The organism is Alteromonas sp. S015, from assembly GCF_036864485.1.
Taxonomy (GTDB): Bacteria; Pseudomonadota; Gammaproteobacteria; order Enterobacterales; family Alteromonadaceae; genus Alteromonas.
This window is the reverse complement of record NZ_JAZETO010000002.1, coordinates 379,015-394,589: the sequence shown is the minus strand read 5'-3', so window position 1 is coordinate 394,589 and position 15,575 is coordinate 379,015. Positions and strand designations below refer to the sequence as shown.

Here is a 15,575-nt window from a genome sequence, read left to right as displayed (position 1 = left end):
TAGTTAGCTAAACCAGCTTCCGAACGTACCACCTATATAAGCACCAAGGCCACCGCCAATAGTGCCACCAAATCGCCCTCCGATGTAGCCACCAATAAATGCTCCTGCAACCGTTCCTGCAGGACCGGCAATACTGCCAATAACAGCACCAACTGCTACACCGGCTGAACGCCCACCAGCCGTACCAGCAATCCCCCCTGCGACACCGCCAATAGAAGCGCCCTCTCGCGTATAATCTCCACCTGAAACTACTAAGATTTCATTATCTGATAGTGGGCGAATCTCGCTGTTCACCGCCATATTTGTATTCATGATTTTTCCTTATTACATATGAATATCTTCTTACACTGAGCATAAGAAAACTACCACCGACGAATTTCGGTGACGAAGTAATTTGCGCAGAAATCTTCACGTAACACAAATTTCGCAAAACTCTGATAATTTGTTAATAAACAGAAGCTTAAAATCAAACATTACTATATGATAAGGAATAAATCATACAATATAAGACAAAAAATGGAGAGCCTCTGCTTTTTTTGGATGTACTTTTCGTCGGAAGGAAGTCGGACCTATTTAGCTTTATATGAAAAAGTTTATATAAATAAAATTCTGCTACTTCTTGCATATTTAAAAACAGTACTATTTAACGATAGTAAACTGCCCGTTTTAGTTCACCGCATATGGCTTTTCTAGTGCACTTAAGCCCACGCCGTTGCGTTTAATTACTTTTAACTGAGTAGGAATACGCTCTTTCATGGCTTCAATATGGCTTATCACACCAATCATTTTTCCGCTGGCATTTAAGTTGTCTAGTGCATCAAGGGCCACATCTAAAGTTTCCGCATCTAGGGTGCCGAAGCCTTCATCTAAAAATAATGAATCGATACTGGTCTTGTGACTGACCAAGTCAGATAAGGCTAAAGCCAGCGCTAGGCTTACTAAGAAGCTTTCTCCGCCAGACAGGGTTTTGGTATCTCGCACTACGTCACCTTGCCAAGTGTCTAATACACTTAAACCCAACCCTTCGTTTTCTTTTCGAATTAGCTGATAGCGACCGTGTAATTTATCAAGCTGCTGATTAGCAAGCTGTACTAAGTTGTCCAAAGTAAGCCCTTGGGCAAAACGCCTGAATTTGTCGCCGCTTGCTGAACCAATCAGTGAGTGCAGGTAAGTGATATCATCGTAATAAGCCTCGAAGGCGGCCATTTCGTCCACAAGCTGCTGCTGCTTTTCACGGGCTTGATTGTTAGCACTGAGCTGCTGTTCTATGTGTCCTATAGAATATAACAGCGTGTCACGCTGCTGGGTTTGTTGGGCAATTTTTGTATCAAGCCACTGTGCACCGTGCTCTTCTAACTCGCTCTGCCACTGCGCAGCATTGGCATGGGGTTTTAGTGATTGTTGGGTAGCTAGCGCGTTTTCCAGCTTTAAGTCTGATTGTTGTTTTTGCTGCGTTAATCGTTTTTGTAATTCAAGCAAGGTATTGCGGGTTCCTTCGTCTAAAAGTGCATTGCTGAACGCTTGCTCGTCGGCAAATGGGCTGCAGGTCAACTGGTGCTTAAAGTGCTCTGTTGCCTCTGTAAGTGCCTGCTCTTTTTCGCGCATTTGCTCATTAAGCTGGGCAATTTCTGCTTCTAAACGAGACAAAATAGTGTCCGTTTGTTGCAGGCGAGATTTGCATTCATTTACGTTTCGCTCAGCGTGTTCTTGGGCTACGCTTGCCTTATTCCTTGTTTCCGCAATATCACCTTCAGGAAATACGGTTGAACGTGAATCACGCAGCGCTTTCAGGTTGTTGTCTAGCCGCACAAGATCTTCGCATACACCCTTAAGCTGATTCTCAGCGCTTTCGATATCACGATTGACCACAAGCAAGGTGCTACTTACCTCTTGTAGCTCATCTTTAAGTTTGGCGTGTAGCTGATGATTGTGTTTATAGGTCTTAAGCGCTTCGGCTTTTTCATTTAACCACTTAGCAATTCCATCAATAGACAGGTTGTGAATGTCAGCACCATGCGCGATCATCGTTTCGCTGAGCGCTAAAATACTATCGTTAATCCCTTGTGTTTTGCTCGCTAACTCTGCATTGCGTTCGACGAATTGCTTTTCCAAGGTTTCGCGCTGCTGCAATGAAACAGCGCGCTCTGACTGTTTGGCTTGTAGCACCTGTTGCGCTTCACTTTTAGCCTGCTGTGCGGCGTTTAAGGCTTGCTCGCACTCTTCTAAACGCGTTAATTGGGCACTAATGTCATTGAGACGGTTTTTAAACTGCTCGGTAAATTGAGTGACGCTTTGCGATGTGTTGATGTCCACCCGCTTAAAGCACGGCAGGTCGGCGCTAAGTACGCTTGAAATCTGCTGCCACTTGTCTAACAACGTATCTCGTTGCGCGCTTACATGGTCTAGCTGCTTATTTACCTGAGTAAGAGTGAATTCAGTGTGTGTAACGCTTTCTTTTGCCCGCGCCCCTTGCTGCTCAATGTCATCTAACTGCTGCTTTAAGCTATCTCGCTTTTGGATAGTTTCAGGCACATCAATCGCCACGCTAGACGTGGTGTGCTCGTTAGCCCCACAAACAGGACACGGCTCGCCACTTTTTAATTGTGCGCGCAGGTGCGCCACTTCAGCATCCAGAGCGATAAGCGCCTCTATGTCTTTCAAATTACTGCGAATTTGCTTGTAAGCGTCAACCAAGGCTTGGCGGTCAGATTGCTGCTGCGCTAGTTGCTTCGCCAAGTCGTCTTTCTGTGCACTCAGGATTACTTTGTCTTGCTCTAGTGTCAAATATTGCTGTTGTATATGCCCTATCTGTACCACGTTATCCCAGTGATGAAGCTTGGTATCGCGCTCTTGCTGAAGGCTTGCTTTGCTAAATGCACTGGCATTAGCGCTAGCACTATTAGTATCAGTTAATTTGTCAGATAGCGCAGCATGAAGTGCCTTTTCGCACTTGGCAACTTGTACGTTTTTGTCATCGAAGGCCTGCGTTAACGCGCTTAACGACTCATTTGTTTTTACAATGGCTTCATCTAGGGATGAAAGCGCCTGACGATCATTCTTTACGCTTTGTGTCAGTGTTCCTAACTGCTTTTTATCATGTTCAATATGGCGCGCCGTTTCACTCCAGCCACTTATAAACTCCGCTATGCCGCTAAGTGAATGATGTTCACGTAAGTAAGTCTCCAGTTCAACAAGTTTTGTCTTGTTATCTGCCGACGCGCTCTCTATTTCCGTGCGCTTTAGCGTTAACGCGTTTATTGACTGCCTTAAACTTTCCGCGCTTTCGTTTGCTTTTTGCTGTTCGGTAGTGTGTTGCGCTATTTGGTTGTCTAGCGGCACCACCTGCTCATTTATGCGCTTTTCAAGTTCACTGCTTTGTTGCTTTGTATGCGCTAGCGCTTGTTCAGCATCGGCCACTTCCAAACTGAGCTGTGCCTTTTGCGTTTTTAAGTCGGGCAGTTGCGCTGCCTTCTCGTTGAGCTTTTCTTTATAACGGGATACGTCTTGCTGAAGCCCATTTCTTTGCAAGAATGGCAGGCGAAGCTTCTCAGCTGGCTCACTTTGGGTTAGAAGATCAAGCTCATGCTTCGCCTCATCAATGGCGTTTTTTGCGGCCTGGTGTGCTTCACGGGCCTCTTTAATAGTTAGCTCGTTAGCATTAAACGCTTGTTGCCACTGCTGTTGCTTTTGCAGTTCAGCAAGTGTTTGGTTAAACGCTGCGACTTGGCGCTTGGTTTGTGCTTGATCTGCTTCAAGCTGGGCGATTTGCTCGTCGCTTAGCAAGGTTACGCCTTCTAGCTTTATCGCAAACTCTTTTTTCTTTTGTTTAGCGTCACTAAATTGCTGATGCACCGTCTGTGATATCTGCCCGTAAATTTCGGTTCCGGTTAACTCTTCAAGCAGCTCGGCCCGGTCGGCCTCGTTGGCATTTAAAAACGCAGCAAAATCCCCTTGCGACAACATCATAGACTTGGTGAAGCGGGCAAAATTAAGGCCGGTCAGCTTTTCAATCTCTTCACTTTTTGGCCTAACTTGAGTAGCCAATACCTTGCCGCTTTCCACTTCGGCAAGCTCAACATCGGCACTTTGCAGGTTACCGTCTACTTTCCCTCTGGCACGGCGCATACTCCAAAACGCGCGGTATGCTTTACCTTTAATATCAAACTCAACCTCCGCCAAACACTCCGTCGTGCCGCGAGTCATGATGTCGTTGTTCGACGTTGAAATTGGTCCCAAGCGAGGGGTTTGATGATAAAGCGCTAAACATATGGCATCAAGCAGCGTGGTTTTACCCGCCCCGGTTGGGCCAGTGATAGCAAATAGGCCATTGTCGATAAACGGCGACTGAGTGAAATCTATCTTCCACTCTCCTTTTAGGGCGTTTAAGTTTTTAAGGCGTAAGGTCAATATTCTCATTGTTTTACTCGCCTTTGTTTTCTTTAGTGTTTGCCAATGATGCCTCTCCTGAACCACCGGCATCTTCATCATTGGTCTGCACCCGCTCTAGCGCTTCATTAAACAGCTGCCTTATCCGGTTTATGCGTGAAGCGCTTTTCTCTATGCCTGCTTCTTCCGCTTCTCCGGCGCTTTGGTCATCATTTAGCAGGGTTCCTTGTGCCGACTCACTTGGTGCTGACTCACTTGTTGGGTTATCTTCTATGCTCTCCAATGCCAAACGCGCTTCAAATACATCGTTTACCGACAGCTCGCTAAGTTGAACGTTTTGCTTTTCCGTTAAGCTATTTACCGTGCGCTTACGCTTGCGTTTTAACTGTAAAATTTCAGCGTTTTTCCCCTCTAATAAGCCCTGAATACGCTGCTGTAGATCAGTCAGATAGTCTTCTGTTTCAACTTCAATGCACAACCATACAGGGTCTTTTGAACCAAACGCTTTCTCGAAAGAACTTGAAGTATCATTATCGGCGAGAAGTTCTGAACTAGCGTTTTGCTCTTCGCCCGCTAGAGAAGCTTGTGCTATGGCTTCGCTTTTATTAATGGCCTTCTCAATCGTTTTTAAGTCACCTTTGATGACTTCCATGGCCTGAAAACGCGGCACCGGAAGTGATGAGATACTTGGCGTGGTATTTTCAGATTCAAACGACACTAACACCACTTGTTTCTGCGTGTTTAGTTCATCAAAACTTAGCGGTATGGGAGAGCCTGAATAGCGAATGTGCTCGGTTTTAGCCACTTTTTGTGGCCTGTGAATATGCCCAAGTGCAATATAATCAGCGGGCGGAAACCCTTTGGCATCAAAGCCTTCAAGGGTACCAATGTAAATATCACGCACACTTTCTGACTGACTCACACCTAAAGCGGTCAAATGCCCGGTAGCAATAATAGGCATGGCTGCACTATTTTCACTGCCCTCTTCTACTCGCTTTTCTTGTATCGAGGCGCGCAGTGACAGGGCTTCATTATAAAGCGAGGCATAATGTTGCTTAATCGCATCACCAAGTGCTTGACGCTTATCTGTTGCGCTTTGCCCTGCCTCACTGACCAGCACATCACGTGGGCGAATAAATGGTACGGCACACAGTACTGCACTGGGCTGCCCCTTGCGATCGTTAAGCGTAATGACTTGTTCACTTAATTCGCCGTATGTACTGGCAATTACGTGGCTGTTTAGGTATTTCAGTAGCGCCTTACTTTCATTTAACACCGACACTGAATCGTGATTTCCCCCCAGCACCACCAATGTACACTGCATGCCTTGAAGTTCACCGATAAACGCATGGTAGAGTTCTCTTGCGTAGCTAGGCGGCGTGCCCGTATCAAACACATCACCAGCGACAATAATCGCATCTATTTGATGCATTTCTACTTGTTGAAGAAGCCATTTAAGGAAAGCGGCATGTTCGTTTTTGCGACTTTTCGTAAAAAAGCTCTGACCTAAATGCCAGTCAGATGTATGCAGTATTTTCATGTAGAAGTGAACCAGGCTTATTGCATTGGAGATAGATAAACGCATTCGGCGCTGTTGCGCTGGAGCGTCGATGTTGGAAAACGCGCCGTACCGCAACTATAGAGATTTTGTGGTTTTATGACAATGGCTGATAGTGGGCTTGCTAGATATAAAATGTGACGTAAGTGCAAATCAAACTGGTTAATAAATATTATCCTAATAATCATTGAGTATCTTTGTTTGGGCCAAAGCGTTGTAATAGCATTGGGTGGTCTTATTAGTTCGAATGTTTCTTGTTAGATGGAAATAGTTACCGTACTGTAACAATGAAAACAAAAACTTATAAATAAATTAAGCCTAATTGATAATCCATTAGGCATAGACTTCGCCTAATAACTAAACGACATAAATATTAAATATAGTTAACATAAACTACACTGATACTTGATTATACTCGTAATTTTCGGAGACGTTATGTTCGTATCAAGTTCTCGATACAATAATGACATTTCGGCTCTTAGGGAAGAGAGCCAAGGCTTGCTTGGTACGCTGGATGCATTCAAAAACACAATGGCCTATGCCATCTACAGGACTGATGGACAGTGCACATTTGCCTCTCCCGTATTACTTTCCATTTTGGATTACCCAAATTCAACCGCAACGTCGTTTTCCCATGCGGCTATGCGCGTTGAAGGTGTTGAACCTGAGTCACAGTACAAATCGTTTTGGCAACATTTGGTCAATGGCGGCAGCTTTAGCGACACGGTTGCAAGAAAATCGGCGCTAGGTGAAACGAAGTGGTTTAAGGCAAGCTACGTGGCGGTGAATATGCGTGGCGTTACAGAAATTCATGCTATTTACCATGATATCACTGAACATGAAAATGCCTATTTTGCTGGGAAAGCTGTGACTGACGCACTAAACAAGTCGATGGCGGTAATTGAGTTTCATCCTGATGGAACAATTATCACGGCAAATAAGAATTTTACTGACACAATGAAACACCGTTTGACCGACATTCAAGGCAAGCACCACCGCATGTTCTGTCGCGATAAGTTCTATCAGGAAAACCCTAATTTTTGGGATAATCTTGCTCGTGGTAATTTTTCTTCAGGCCAGTTTGAACGTGTGGATGCACACGGTAACGCAGTGTGGTTAGAAGCGACGTACAACCCTGTATTTGATGCCTCAGGCAGTGTGGTGAAAGTCATTAAATTTGCATCTAATATTACCGACGCAGTTAACGAAAAGAATGCAATAGCACAAGCAGCGGAACTCGCAGTATCAACGGCAGAAGAGACTTCGCAAATTGCTTCTGATGGAGCGTCGTCACTTCAACGAAGCGTTGAGATTTTCAATACAGCCATGTTAGAAGTTGAGCAAACCAATCAACTTATGCAAGAACTCAGCGAGCAATCGCTAAAAATTGAAACCATTGTTACAACCATTAGTGGCATTGCTGAGCAAACCAACCTTTTAGCACTAAATGCCGCTATTGAAGCTGCGCGGGCAGGCGATCAAGGTAGAGGATTTGCTGTAGTAGCAGATGAAGTGAGGCAGCTGGCGCAACGTACCAGCGATTCGACTGTGGAAATTGAAAGTGTAGTGGCAGAGAATAGAAAGCTGGCTGACAAGTCAACGAAGAAAATGGCAGGCGTTAAAGACAGTGTTGACCAAAATAGTCAACAGATTGCGCAAGTGCAAAGCATTATTGACGAAATCCAAAAAGGCGCATTGAATGTATCTGAAACAGTGTCAGGCATTCTACGCTAACAATCATGTAAAATTAGTGAAAAGGGCTGTTGTATAATCAATAGCCCTTTTTTTACCCACTTTTTCACACAAACGATTTTTTGCGTACGCATACGTACAGGCCTAACACCGTTTAATTGTGGGGGTCATTTTGCGCGTGCCACGCTAGCAATTTGCTGCTGTTGAATATTCAGGTACTTCTTGATGCTTTCCCCATTCTTACCATATTGATCAACAAACGCAGCGACCGATAGTCCGTTACACGTCATATCCTGTGCTACGTACTTTTTATCTAACGCTGTTTCTTTAATTTTTTTATGTAGCTTCCACTTGTTCCCAGTGGCGGCTGCAACGCAAAGGCTGGAAGTAACCGAATCGTCGGTAGGCTCAAATTCTACAGAAGCTAAAGCACTTCCAGTGAAAGCAGATGTAAAAACAACAATAGCGATAGCAGTGATTCGTGATTTCATAGCATGATTTCCTTATTGGAACGAGGTTACGTTGTTGTGGCGCTACACCTTAGCCACATTCACATTAACTATTACAATCACCGCGCCAACTTTATAAAGCTATTTAAATTCAGAAACTTAAATAAGAAAAAAGAAATAAGAGCCTGCTAGAACGGTAAACGAAAACCGACCTTTCAAGGTATTTCGCCAAATAGTAGTACTTTTGACCACTGTGTTCTATATGAGCTTATCAACATCGAAAATTTCGCCTTATTTAGCGATAAAACACAGCACTTATATTATTAAGCTTAAATAAAGAATGGTCTTGGCTTACAATGTGCCGATGACTTATCCCGTTCCTGCCAAACAGGTTGAAACCCTGTACGAAATAAAAAAAAGTAAATTCATTGCTTGTGCCGGCTTTGCCAACTCTCGTGAAAGCGCAATGGCGCTTTTAGAAAGTGTTAAACAACAATACCCCGACGCCAGACATCACTGCTGGGCTTACGTTTTTGGCAACCCCAACGCACCAAGCAGTGCGGCAATGGCCGATGACGGTGAGCCTAGCGGCACTGCCGGAAAACCCATATTAAATGTACTCCAGCACAAAGATATCGGCGACATTATGATTATTGTCACGCGGTATTTTGGCGGCATTAAATTAGGTGCTGGTGGGTTGGTAAGGGCTTACTCGGCTGCTGCACAGCAAGCCATTGATGTTCTTGAAGTAAGACAAGAGATTAAGCTTGAACGGCTCAGTGTAGACATCGATTTCAAACACGAACAATTTGTACGTCATCTAGTGGAACAAGCTCAAGGTAACATTGCTAACTGCCGCTATGGAAGCAGTGTAATTGTAAATGTTGAACTACCTTTAGATGCACTGAATGACTTTAGAAAGCAGATGGCGCCCATTGCTTTGTCGGTATCTGTGGAAAACGAGTAAGCTACAGAAAACAAGAAGTTTACGTTGACTTATGAATTCGCTTAAGGTGTTTTTAGTATGTCAATAAAAAAGGCCCTCTTAAATACTAGGGCCTTATTTTTTAACAACATATTACCGTTATCACCGGTTAATCTCAGGCTTTAAACGTGCCTCGAATAGGGTAGTTATTTTCTGGGTTGCGAATAAACTCTAAGCCCGACACGAGTTGTTCTAAGTCTGGGCGTACAAAAGGCGCATTGGCAATTTCAGCAATATGGATATCGTTATCGCCGTTAAGAACAAACAATGCGGGCTCTGCGAAATTGTGATCCGTTTCTTTTTCTGAACGCGGCTCAGAAATATATAACCCCAGTTTTTCCATATCGCTTTGCGACAACCCGTAAGCAATAGGGAAGTTTATAGACAAGTCATTTAAATGTTCTTCAAGCTGCGTTTTACTGTCGCCACTTACTGCAACAACGTCAATATTAAGCTCGCGTAGTCGGCCTGTGAAATCTTCAAGTTTGTTCAAGTATTTGGTGCAAATTGGACAATGCTTACCACGATAAACCACTACCATTTTCCAATCGCACCCTTCGCTTTTATCCGCTAATGATATTGTTTCTCCTGTTTGTAATGTTGCCTTAACTTCAGGGAAAGTAGTGGCTGGGTGCATTTTTTGTGTATACATGAAAACTCCTTACTGTTTAATTCAAATCCTTCATCGTGCGCCTAGCAATTAAACTGCGAAGGTGCACTTGAACTACACTGAGTAAATACTAATACGCTACAGCTCACTTTAAGATCGCCCACTTGAACAGTTGTTCAAATTTTAAAAATTAATTTTAGTTCACTTGGCAATAAAAAAGCAGCGCCTATTGCGCTGCTTTTATCCCACTAATGATACAGCTAACGCTTAATTCACATAACCTTCGTTAGCTTTTACCGTAAGTGGATGATATCCCGATTTCGCTTCTTCAAACGCGCGCTTTGCAAAGGCTTTGCCTTCTGGCGTTTTAGATAGCTCACGGTAAAGGGGTTTAACAAGCTTATTGCGACCTATCGACACCAAGTAGCTATACAAACGATCATAGGCTGGCTGATAGTTATTCTCTACCGCTATCATCAACCAACTGTGAGCAATTTCGTTGTTTTTAGTCGAAGTGAGTGAAAACGCTGAATCTAGCTCAGCCAGCTGTGTTTCGCTTAACGAACCAGGCATGTTGTTAAGGAAATACAACCACTCGTGTACAGTCCATTGTGCAGTTTCAATTTCCGCTGCTTTTACGTCGCCAGAAAGCCAAGCGCTTCGCGTATCATCAATTTTGGTGAAGGCATCAGATTCTGGCTGTGGCGCACCTTGTGGAATGCCTGGCTCGAAAATCCATGTGTGAATGCGCTCTGCATCAAGTTTATCTGGGTACTGTTTTAACAAGGTATCATCTAAATAAGCGATGAACGTGTCGGTAGTAATGCTCTTGAAGGCAAAGTCTTTAAAGTACTGCATTAAGAACGCATCAAAGTTTTCGCGACCAATATTTTGTTCAACTTCACGTAAGAACAGTGCACCTTTTTCATAGGGAATATTTGAGAAAACATCGTCCGGATTGCGGCCACGAAGGTCGATAGCGAGGATTTCATCATTCTCATCTAGAGCTGCAATATCGTTCTCTAAATCTTGATAACCCAGCACGGCTTCTTTTTTGAAACGATCATGACCATAAATCATTTCCATAATTCGGTAAGTTAAATAGGTCGTGAAGCCTTCGTTTAACCACAGATCGCGCCATGTAGCGTTTGTCACAGTGTTACCAGACCAGCTGTGTGCTAGTTCATGGGCGATTAGTGAAACCAAGCTTTTATCACCTGCGATAACCGTTGGCGTGATAAATGACAGGCGAGGATTTTCCATACCGCCAAACGGGAACGACGGCGGTAGAATTAGCAGATCGTAACGGTCCCATTGATAAGGCCCATACGTTTTTTCTGTTACCTCTAGCATTGCCTCGGTATCTTCAAATTCTTTCGCTGCACTTTCCAGCAGCGCAGGCTCGGCATACACACCGGTACGCTCCCCCATAGCTTTAAATTCCAAATCGCCTATCGCCAGCGCAATAAGGTACGAAGGAATGGGTTGTGGCATAGTGAACGCGTACTCGCCGTCGCGCTCGGTAGTAGGATCGTTTGACGCACTCATCACCGCCAACAAGGCTTCGGGTGTCTTAATGGTCGCGTCGTAGGTTACGCGCACTTGCGGTGAATCTTGAAGCGGAATAAAGCTTCGAGCGTGAACCGCTTGCGCTTGAGTAAACAGGAACGGGTGCTTTTTACCTGCAGTTTGCGCTGGCGTTAACCATTGTACGCCAGACGCTTCAGATGAGGTCGAATACGCTACCGTTACTGCGTTTGCAGTGCTAGGTAACGTTATCGTAAGCGGTGTACCTAAATCAGGATCAGTCTCTCCCATTTCAAAAGGCACACTTTCACCGTTTACGGTAACGCTTTGAATATCTAATGCTCGCGTATCTAACACCAGCGTATTGTTGTTGGGCGTTTCACGCTTTACATCAAGGGTTACCTCGCCAACAAGCTGCTTGGTCTCAAAGTTTGCAGTTAGGTTTAGACTAAGATGGGTAACCCGAACCTCATTAGGGTTCGCGAAAGAGTGATAGTCTACGCCAGAGGCAATCGCTGCCTCGGTGTGGTTTTCTGCCGCGGTACCCTGTGCTTCAGCTTTTGCTAAATTGACGTTTTGTGCTTTATCTGTCTTGGCTGTGTCTACATTGCTGTTGTCACTACATGCAAACAACATAGGCGCGCATACGAATGTAGCCAGTAATCCGTATTTTTTCATATAACTTCCTAAAGGGTGATTGATACAAACTCAGTGTATCAATCTGTTATATGACTGGCGACTCTAATTCGAAGAGCTGTCATTGACGTGCGCTATAATTCAAAACCTTATTTTTCCAACGCAGTACAGCTAAATTTGAAGGATTATATCAATATCAACTGGCTGTGAGGCTTACCGTGAAAACTGACGCTATGTTTTCAAGGGGCAGAAGGACTTAATACAAATATTTACGCCCGCTGTGGCGGGCGTAATTGATGAGCCTGCTATCGTATGGTTAGGCTAAGGTGATGTCTACTTCAATATTATCGCGGGTCGCATTTGAATAGGGACATACCTGATGCGCAGTGTCCACCAAGCTTTGCGCTTGTGATTTATCCATATCGCCTAAATCTACTGTCAGTTTAACCGCTATGGCAAAGCCTTGCTCAATAGGGCCAATTGCTACATCGCCCTTCACACTAATGTCGTCGGCCAGCTTAATCTTTTGTGACGCAGCCACATGTTTAAGTGCGCCGATAAAACATGCCGAATAGCCTGCCGCAAACATTTGTTCGGGGTTGGTGCCTTCTCCACCAGTGCCCCCCAATTCTTTGGGTGTAGACAGTTTAAGGTCTAGCTTACCATCACTCGATTTCGCTGTGCCTTCACGGCCACCCGTTGCTGTAGCACTTCCGGTATAAACGACTTGTTGAAGCTTATGCATAGTTACTCTCCTCATAGGTTTATTTAAACAAATACTTTGCATGCAAATTAAATTAACATCGGACCAACTTGCAGATCAAGTATTTTGTATGCAAAATATTAATGGTAAATTAAAAAATGTATCGATAAGGGTTAAGCGACATGTCAGAATTATTAAAGTTGGAAAATCAGCTTTGCCACCGTTTTTATACGCTGTCGAATGCATTCACTCGCGCTTACCGTCCCCTTCTTAAAACATTAGATATCACCTATCCTCAATATGTCACCCTAATGGCACTGTGGGAAAATGACGACATCACCATTGCCGACCTTTTAGAGAAAACGGCCATCGACGGCGGGGCTATGTCGCTAATTCTTAAAAAGCTACAAGACAAAGACTTTCTCGTTATCACTAAAGATAATGCCGACAAACGCGTTAAGCGCGTTCAACTCACCGAAACGGGCAAAAAAAAGAAAGCCATAGCAGAAGACGTGCCTGTGCAAATGCTTTGCAAGCTCAACGGCATGAGTGTAGATGAAAGCCGCACGCTAAAAGCCCTGCTGGACAAATTAGGCGGTTGTTTCGAGAATGCGCACTGATAATTTCTCCTTGTAATCTAATTGTCATCACGTCATTTTAGTTATCTGTTATTAATTTTGTTTTGAGCGAACAAGTGTGCGCTATAATTGTCTTAATTGTGTGAATAGACACAAAAGAGGTGCGCATATTTCTACCGATGACAAAACAGGAGACGTGATGACAGACGTAAAAGAACAAACAAAAGCTATTTCTGCCAAAGCTTATTCTGTATTAGAAGAGTGGCTGAACAGTATTAGTCATGGGGTTGGCTTTATTGCCGCTATCGTAGGTTTAGTATTTATGTTGTATCGAGCGGAGGATACGCTCGCGTTAACTACTGCAGCTATTTATGGCTCTACACTCATTCTGGTGTTTTTAAGCTCAACCCTTTATCACGCTATTTCTCATCAAAAGGCAAAGGGATGGCTTAAGCTATTTGACCACAGTGCAATATACTTATTGATAGCAGGTACTTACACACCATTGTTACTGGTTTCGATTGGTGGCGTATTGGGTATTACCATGACCGCGATTATCTGGAGCTTGGCAATTGGCGGCGTGGCGTTTAAGCTCGTAGCGCAGCATCGCTTCCCCAAAGTATCTGTGATGACGTATTTGTTGATGGGATGGATTGCACTAGGTCTTATCTACCCTCTTTATGTCGCCCTTCCGAGCGCTGGCCTGTGGTTATTGGTAGCAGGCGGGCTGTGTTTCAGCGTAGGCGTGTGCTTTTATGTAGCAAAAAAGGTAAAGTACACCCATGCGATTTGGCACATGTTCGTTATTGGCGGATGTAGCTGCCATTACTTTTCCATTTATTATTTCGTTGTGTAACAAAAGGTCTTAGATAACGCAGCTATGCAAGAAGCTGAGAAACAAGAAAATAGCGCTACGGTAACCTCGAAGAATATCGCATGGTTTTCACTACGCGCTGGTCAAATATGCTTAGGGAAAAAGCCGGTTGAAAGTGACTTTAAACGCCTTAAGACAGTGGGCGTTACTCACATAGCAACAGTACAAACCAGTGAAGAACAAGCGCCTGTTATTCGCAATAATTCACTTGCTGTCGGATTAGAGTGGCTGTGGGTTCCTTTCTTACACCCATCGTCAGAGTCGCCGACAGAGGATGTACACCTACACCAATACCTTCATGAGTTGTCTCAAATGCTGACGGAGGGGGCTAAGATATATTTACACTGCGATGGTTCACAGCACCGCTGTAGTCTTTTGTTCTATGCACTTTGTCACTATTGCCGTGTTCCATCTAATAGCGCTTACAATGCGCTGCACAGCTTTGGGGCTAGTGCGGCAAATAACCTTAAGAGATCCGAACTCACATGGGCTGCAGAATTAGGGCATATTGCACCTAAAATGTAGGCTGTTAAAAAAAGCGCCTTTGTTAACAACGCTCATTAACGAAGGCGCGCGCGTTGTTTCAACAGAGCAAAGCATTCATAAGTGCCCTTAGCTATCTGTTTAAAACTGATAAATATTAGCGTTGGTAAGAAGCTTATTCGCGTCTATTTTTTCTTGAACACAGCGCACTATATCAGCACGAGTAAATACATAAATTCGATCTTTGCGCTCTCGGCTGTCGTCCATCTCAAAATCTTTCAGCACCATGCTGATATGTTCATTTTCCGGCAGACCCCGCAAGCCTGACCCAAATCTGCATAAGGTCTCGCTCATGCCCGACTCAAAACCGGCCAGAAACGTTTTGTAAGCTTGCTGCTGCTGCGCTTTACGCGCCTCCAGTTGTTTAGTCTGCTCTTTCTCAATTGCTTTAAGCTCATCTTTCATGCTTTTTTCTTTCGCTCCTAATTGCTTAAGCTGCTCTCCAGACCGCTCTTTTTGCGCGAGTAATTCTTTTTTTCTTGCCTCGTCTGCGTGACGCAGTTCAAAGGTAATATCTCGCAGTTCACGTTCTACTTCCCTTGCTTCCCACGCAAGCTCACGCTGCATGTTGCGTAAGTCCCGTAAGCGACTGTTGTTGTCAGCAAACGCCTGAGAAAAACGATGGCTGGTTTCCTCTGCGTACGCTTCCCACTCTCTGGCTGCTTCAAACACAATGTCGTCTACATCGCTAAACCCGTTTGCCGACGGGACTGGTGGTGCAGGCGGGGCCGGTGGCACTGAGCCAACCAATCCTTCTACCAGCGTTTCTATCTCTCGTACCCAATTACCGCTTTGGCCTCTTACTGAAAAAGTAAATACTGCCCCCTGCCCCGCAAGATAACTGGTTTCAATTTGACTCACTCTCCAAGCTTCTGTCGCGGCATTTTGTCGTAAGGACGTTTTGAGTACCCCTGACATTATTTCTAACTCATTCGATAGCGTGTCATATTTTTGTGCACTTTGTGCGTTCGCAAAACCACCAGCAGCAGAGCAAAGTAGTACAGCAGTTAATAAACGTTTCATAATTTCACCTA

At 44.4% G+C, this 15,575-nt stretch carries 13 protein-coding genes; 5 read left to right on the top strand and 8 right to left on the bottom strand.

Features of this window, described 5'->3' with window-relative positions; genetic code table 11:
- Positions 1 to 3: 3 nt before the first annotated feature.
- The 3 genes from V7R42_RS05715 to sbcD all read right to left on the bottom strand — a co-directional run bounded on the left by V7R42_RS05715 (position 4) and on the right by sbcD (position 5,926).
- Positions 4 to 312 carry a hypothetical protein gene (locus V7R42_RS05715; protein ID WP_334019232.1) on the bottom strand — a complete coding sequence of 103 codons (309 nt, stop codon included), beginning with the start codon at positions 310 to 312 and terminating at the stop codon, positions 4 to 6.
- Between the two features lie 354 nt (positions 313 to 666).
- A complete protein-coding gene (locus V7R42_RS05710; protein WP_334019231.1) occupies positions 667 to 4,416 on the bottom strand; it encodes an AAA family ATPase in 3,750 nt (1,249 codons plus the stop codon).
- 4 nt (positions 4,417 to 4,420) lie between these two features.
- Positions 4,421 to 5,926, bottom strand: coding sequence for an exonuclease subunit SbcD (gene sbcD / locus V7R42_RS05705; RefSeq protein ID WP_334019377.1), 1,506 nt, complete (start codon positions 5,924 to 5,926; stop codon positions 4,421 to 4,423).
- Between the two features lie 453 nt (positions 5,927 to 6,379).
- Between sbcD and V7R42_RS05700 the strand changes: the two genes are divergently transcribed.
- A complete protein-coding gene (locus V7R42_RS05700) occupies positions 6,380 to 7,678 on the top strand; it encodes a methyl-accepting chemotaxis protein (protein ID WP_334019230.1) in 1,299 nt (432 codons plus the stop codon).
- 125 nt (positions 7,679 to 7,803) lie between these two features.
- On the opposite strand, the gene V7R42_RS05695 is transcribed toward V7R42_RS05700, so the two are convergent.
- On the bottom strand, positions 7,804 to 8,127 hold the full coding sequence (locus tag V7R42_RS05695; protein ID WP_334019229.1) for a DUF3718 domain-containing protein: 324 nt from the start codon (positions 8,125 to 8,127) through the stop codon (positions 7,804 to 7,806).
- 322 nt (positions 8,128 to 8,449) lie between these two features.
- Here V7R42_RS05695 and V7R42_RS05690 point away from each other — a divergent pair, with 322 nt between their 5' ends.
- The gene (locus V7R42_RS05690; RefSeq protein ID WP_334019376.1) at positions 8,450 to 9,052 is read left to right on the top strand and encodes a YigZ family protein; all 603 of its coding nucleotides are present in this window, start codon (positions 8,450 to 8,452) and stop codon (positions 9,050 to 9,052) included.
- Between the two features lie 133 nt (positions 9,053 to 9,185).
- On the opposite strand, the gene V7R42_RS05685 is transcribed toward V7R42_RS05690, so the two are convergent.
- The 3 genes from V7R42_RS05685 to V7R42_RS05675 form a co-directional block, all read right to left on the bottom strand.
- Positions 9,186 to 9,722: a redoxin domain-containing protein gene (locus tag V7R42_RS05685; RefSeq protein ID WP_334019228.1), complete on the bottom strand. Its 537-nt coding sequence runs from the start codon at positions 9,720 to 9,722 to the stop codon at positions 9,186 to 9,188.
- 225 nt (positions 9,723 to 9,947) lie between these two features.
- A complete protein-coding gene (locus V7R42_RS05680; RefSeq protein WP_334019227.1) occupies positions 9,948 to 11,885 on the bottom strand; it encodes a M1 family metallopeptidase in 1,938 nt (645 codons plus the stop codon).
- Positions 11,886 to 12,159: 274 nt separating this feature from the next.
- Positions 12,160 to 12,588, bottom strand: coding sequence for an organic hydroperoxide resistance protein (locus V7R42_RS05675; protein ID WP_334019226.1), 429 nt, complete (start codon positions 12,586 to 12,588; stop codon positions 12,160 to 12,162).
- 140 nt (positions 12,589 to 12,728) lie between these two features.
- Here V7R42_RS05675 and V7R42_RS05670 point away from each other — a divergent pair, with 140 nt between their 5' ends.
- The 3 genes from V7R42_RS05670 to V7R42_RS05660 all read left to right on the top strand — a co-directional run bounded on the left by V7R42_RS05670 (position 12,729) and on the right by V7R42_RS05660 (position 14,523).
- Positions 12,729 to 13,166 (top strand): MarR family winged helix-turn-helix transcriptional regulator, encoded by a 438-nt coding sequence (locus V7R42_RS05670; RefSeq protein WP_334019225.1) that lies wholly within the window; start codon positions 12,729 to 12,731, stop codon positions 13,164 to 13,166.
- Positions 13,167 to 13,323: 157 nt separating this feature from the next.
- Positions 13,324 to 13,980 carry a PAQR family membrane homeostasis protein TrhA gene (gene trhA, locus V7R42_RS05665; RefSeq protein ID WP_334019224.1) on the top strand — a complete coding sequence of 219 codons (657 nt, stop codon included), beginning with the start codon at positions 13,324 to 13,326 and terminating at the stop codon, positions 13,978 to 13,980.
- A gap of 24 nt (positions 13,981 to 14,004) precedes the next feature.
- Complete coding sequence (locus V7R42_RS05660) at positions 14,005 to 14,523, top strand: hypothetical protein (protein WP_334019223.1); 519 nt, start codon at positions 14,005 to 14,007, stop codon at positions 14,521 to 14,523.
- A 99-nt stretch (positions 14,524 to 14,622) separates the two neighbouring features.
- On the opposite strand, the gene V7R42_RS05655 is transcribed toward V7R42_RS05660, so the two are convergent.
- A complete protein-coding gene (locus V7R42_RS05655) occupies positions 14,623 to 15,564 on the bottom strand; it encodes a hypothetical protein (RefSeq protein ID WP_334019222.1) in 942 nt (313 codons plus the stop codon).
- Positions 15,565 to 15,575 lie beyond the last annotated feature (11 nt).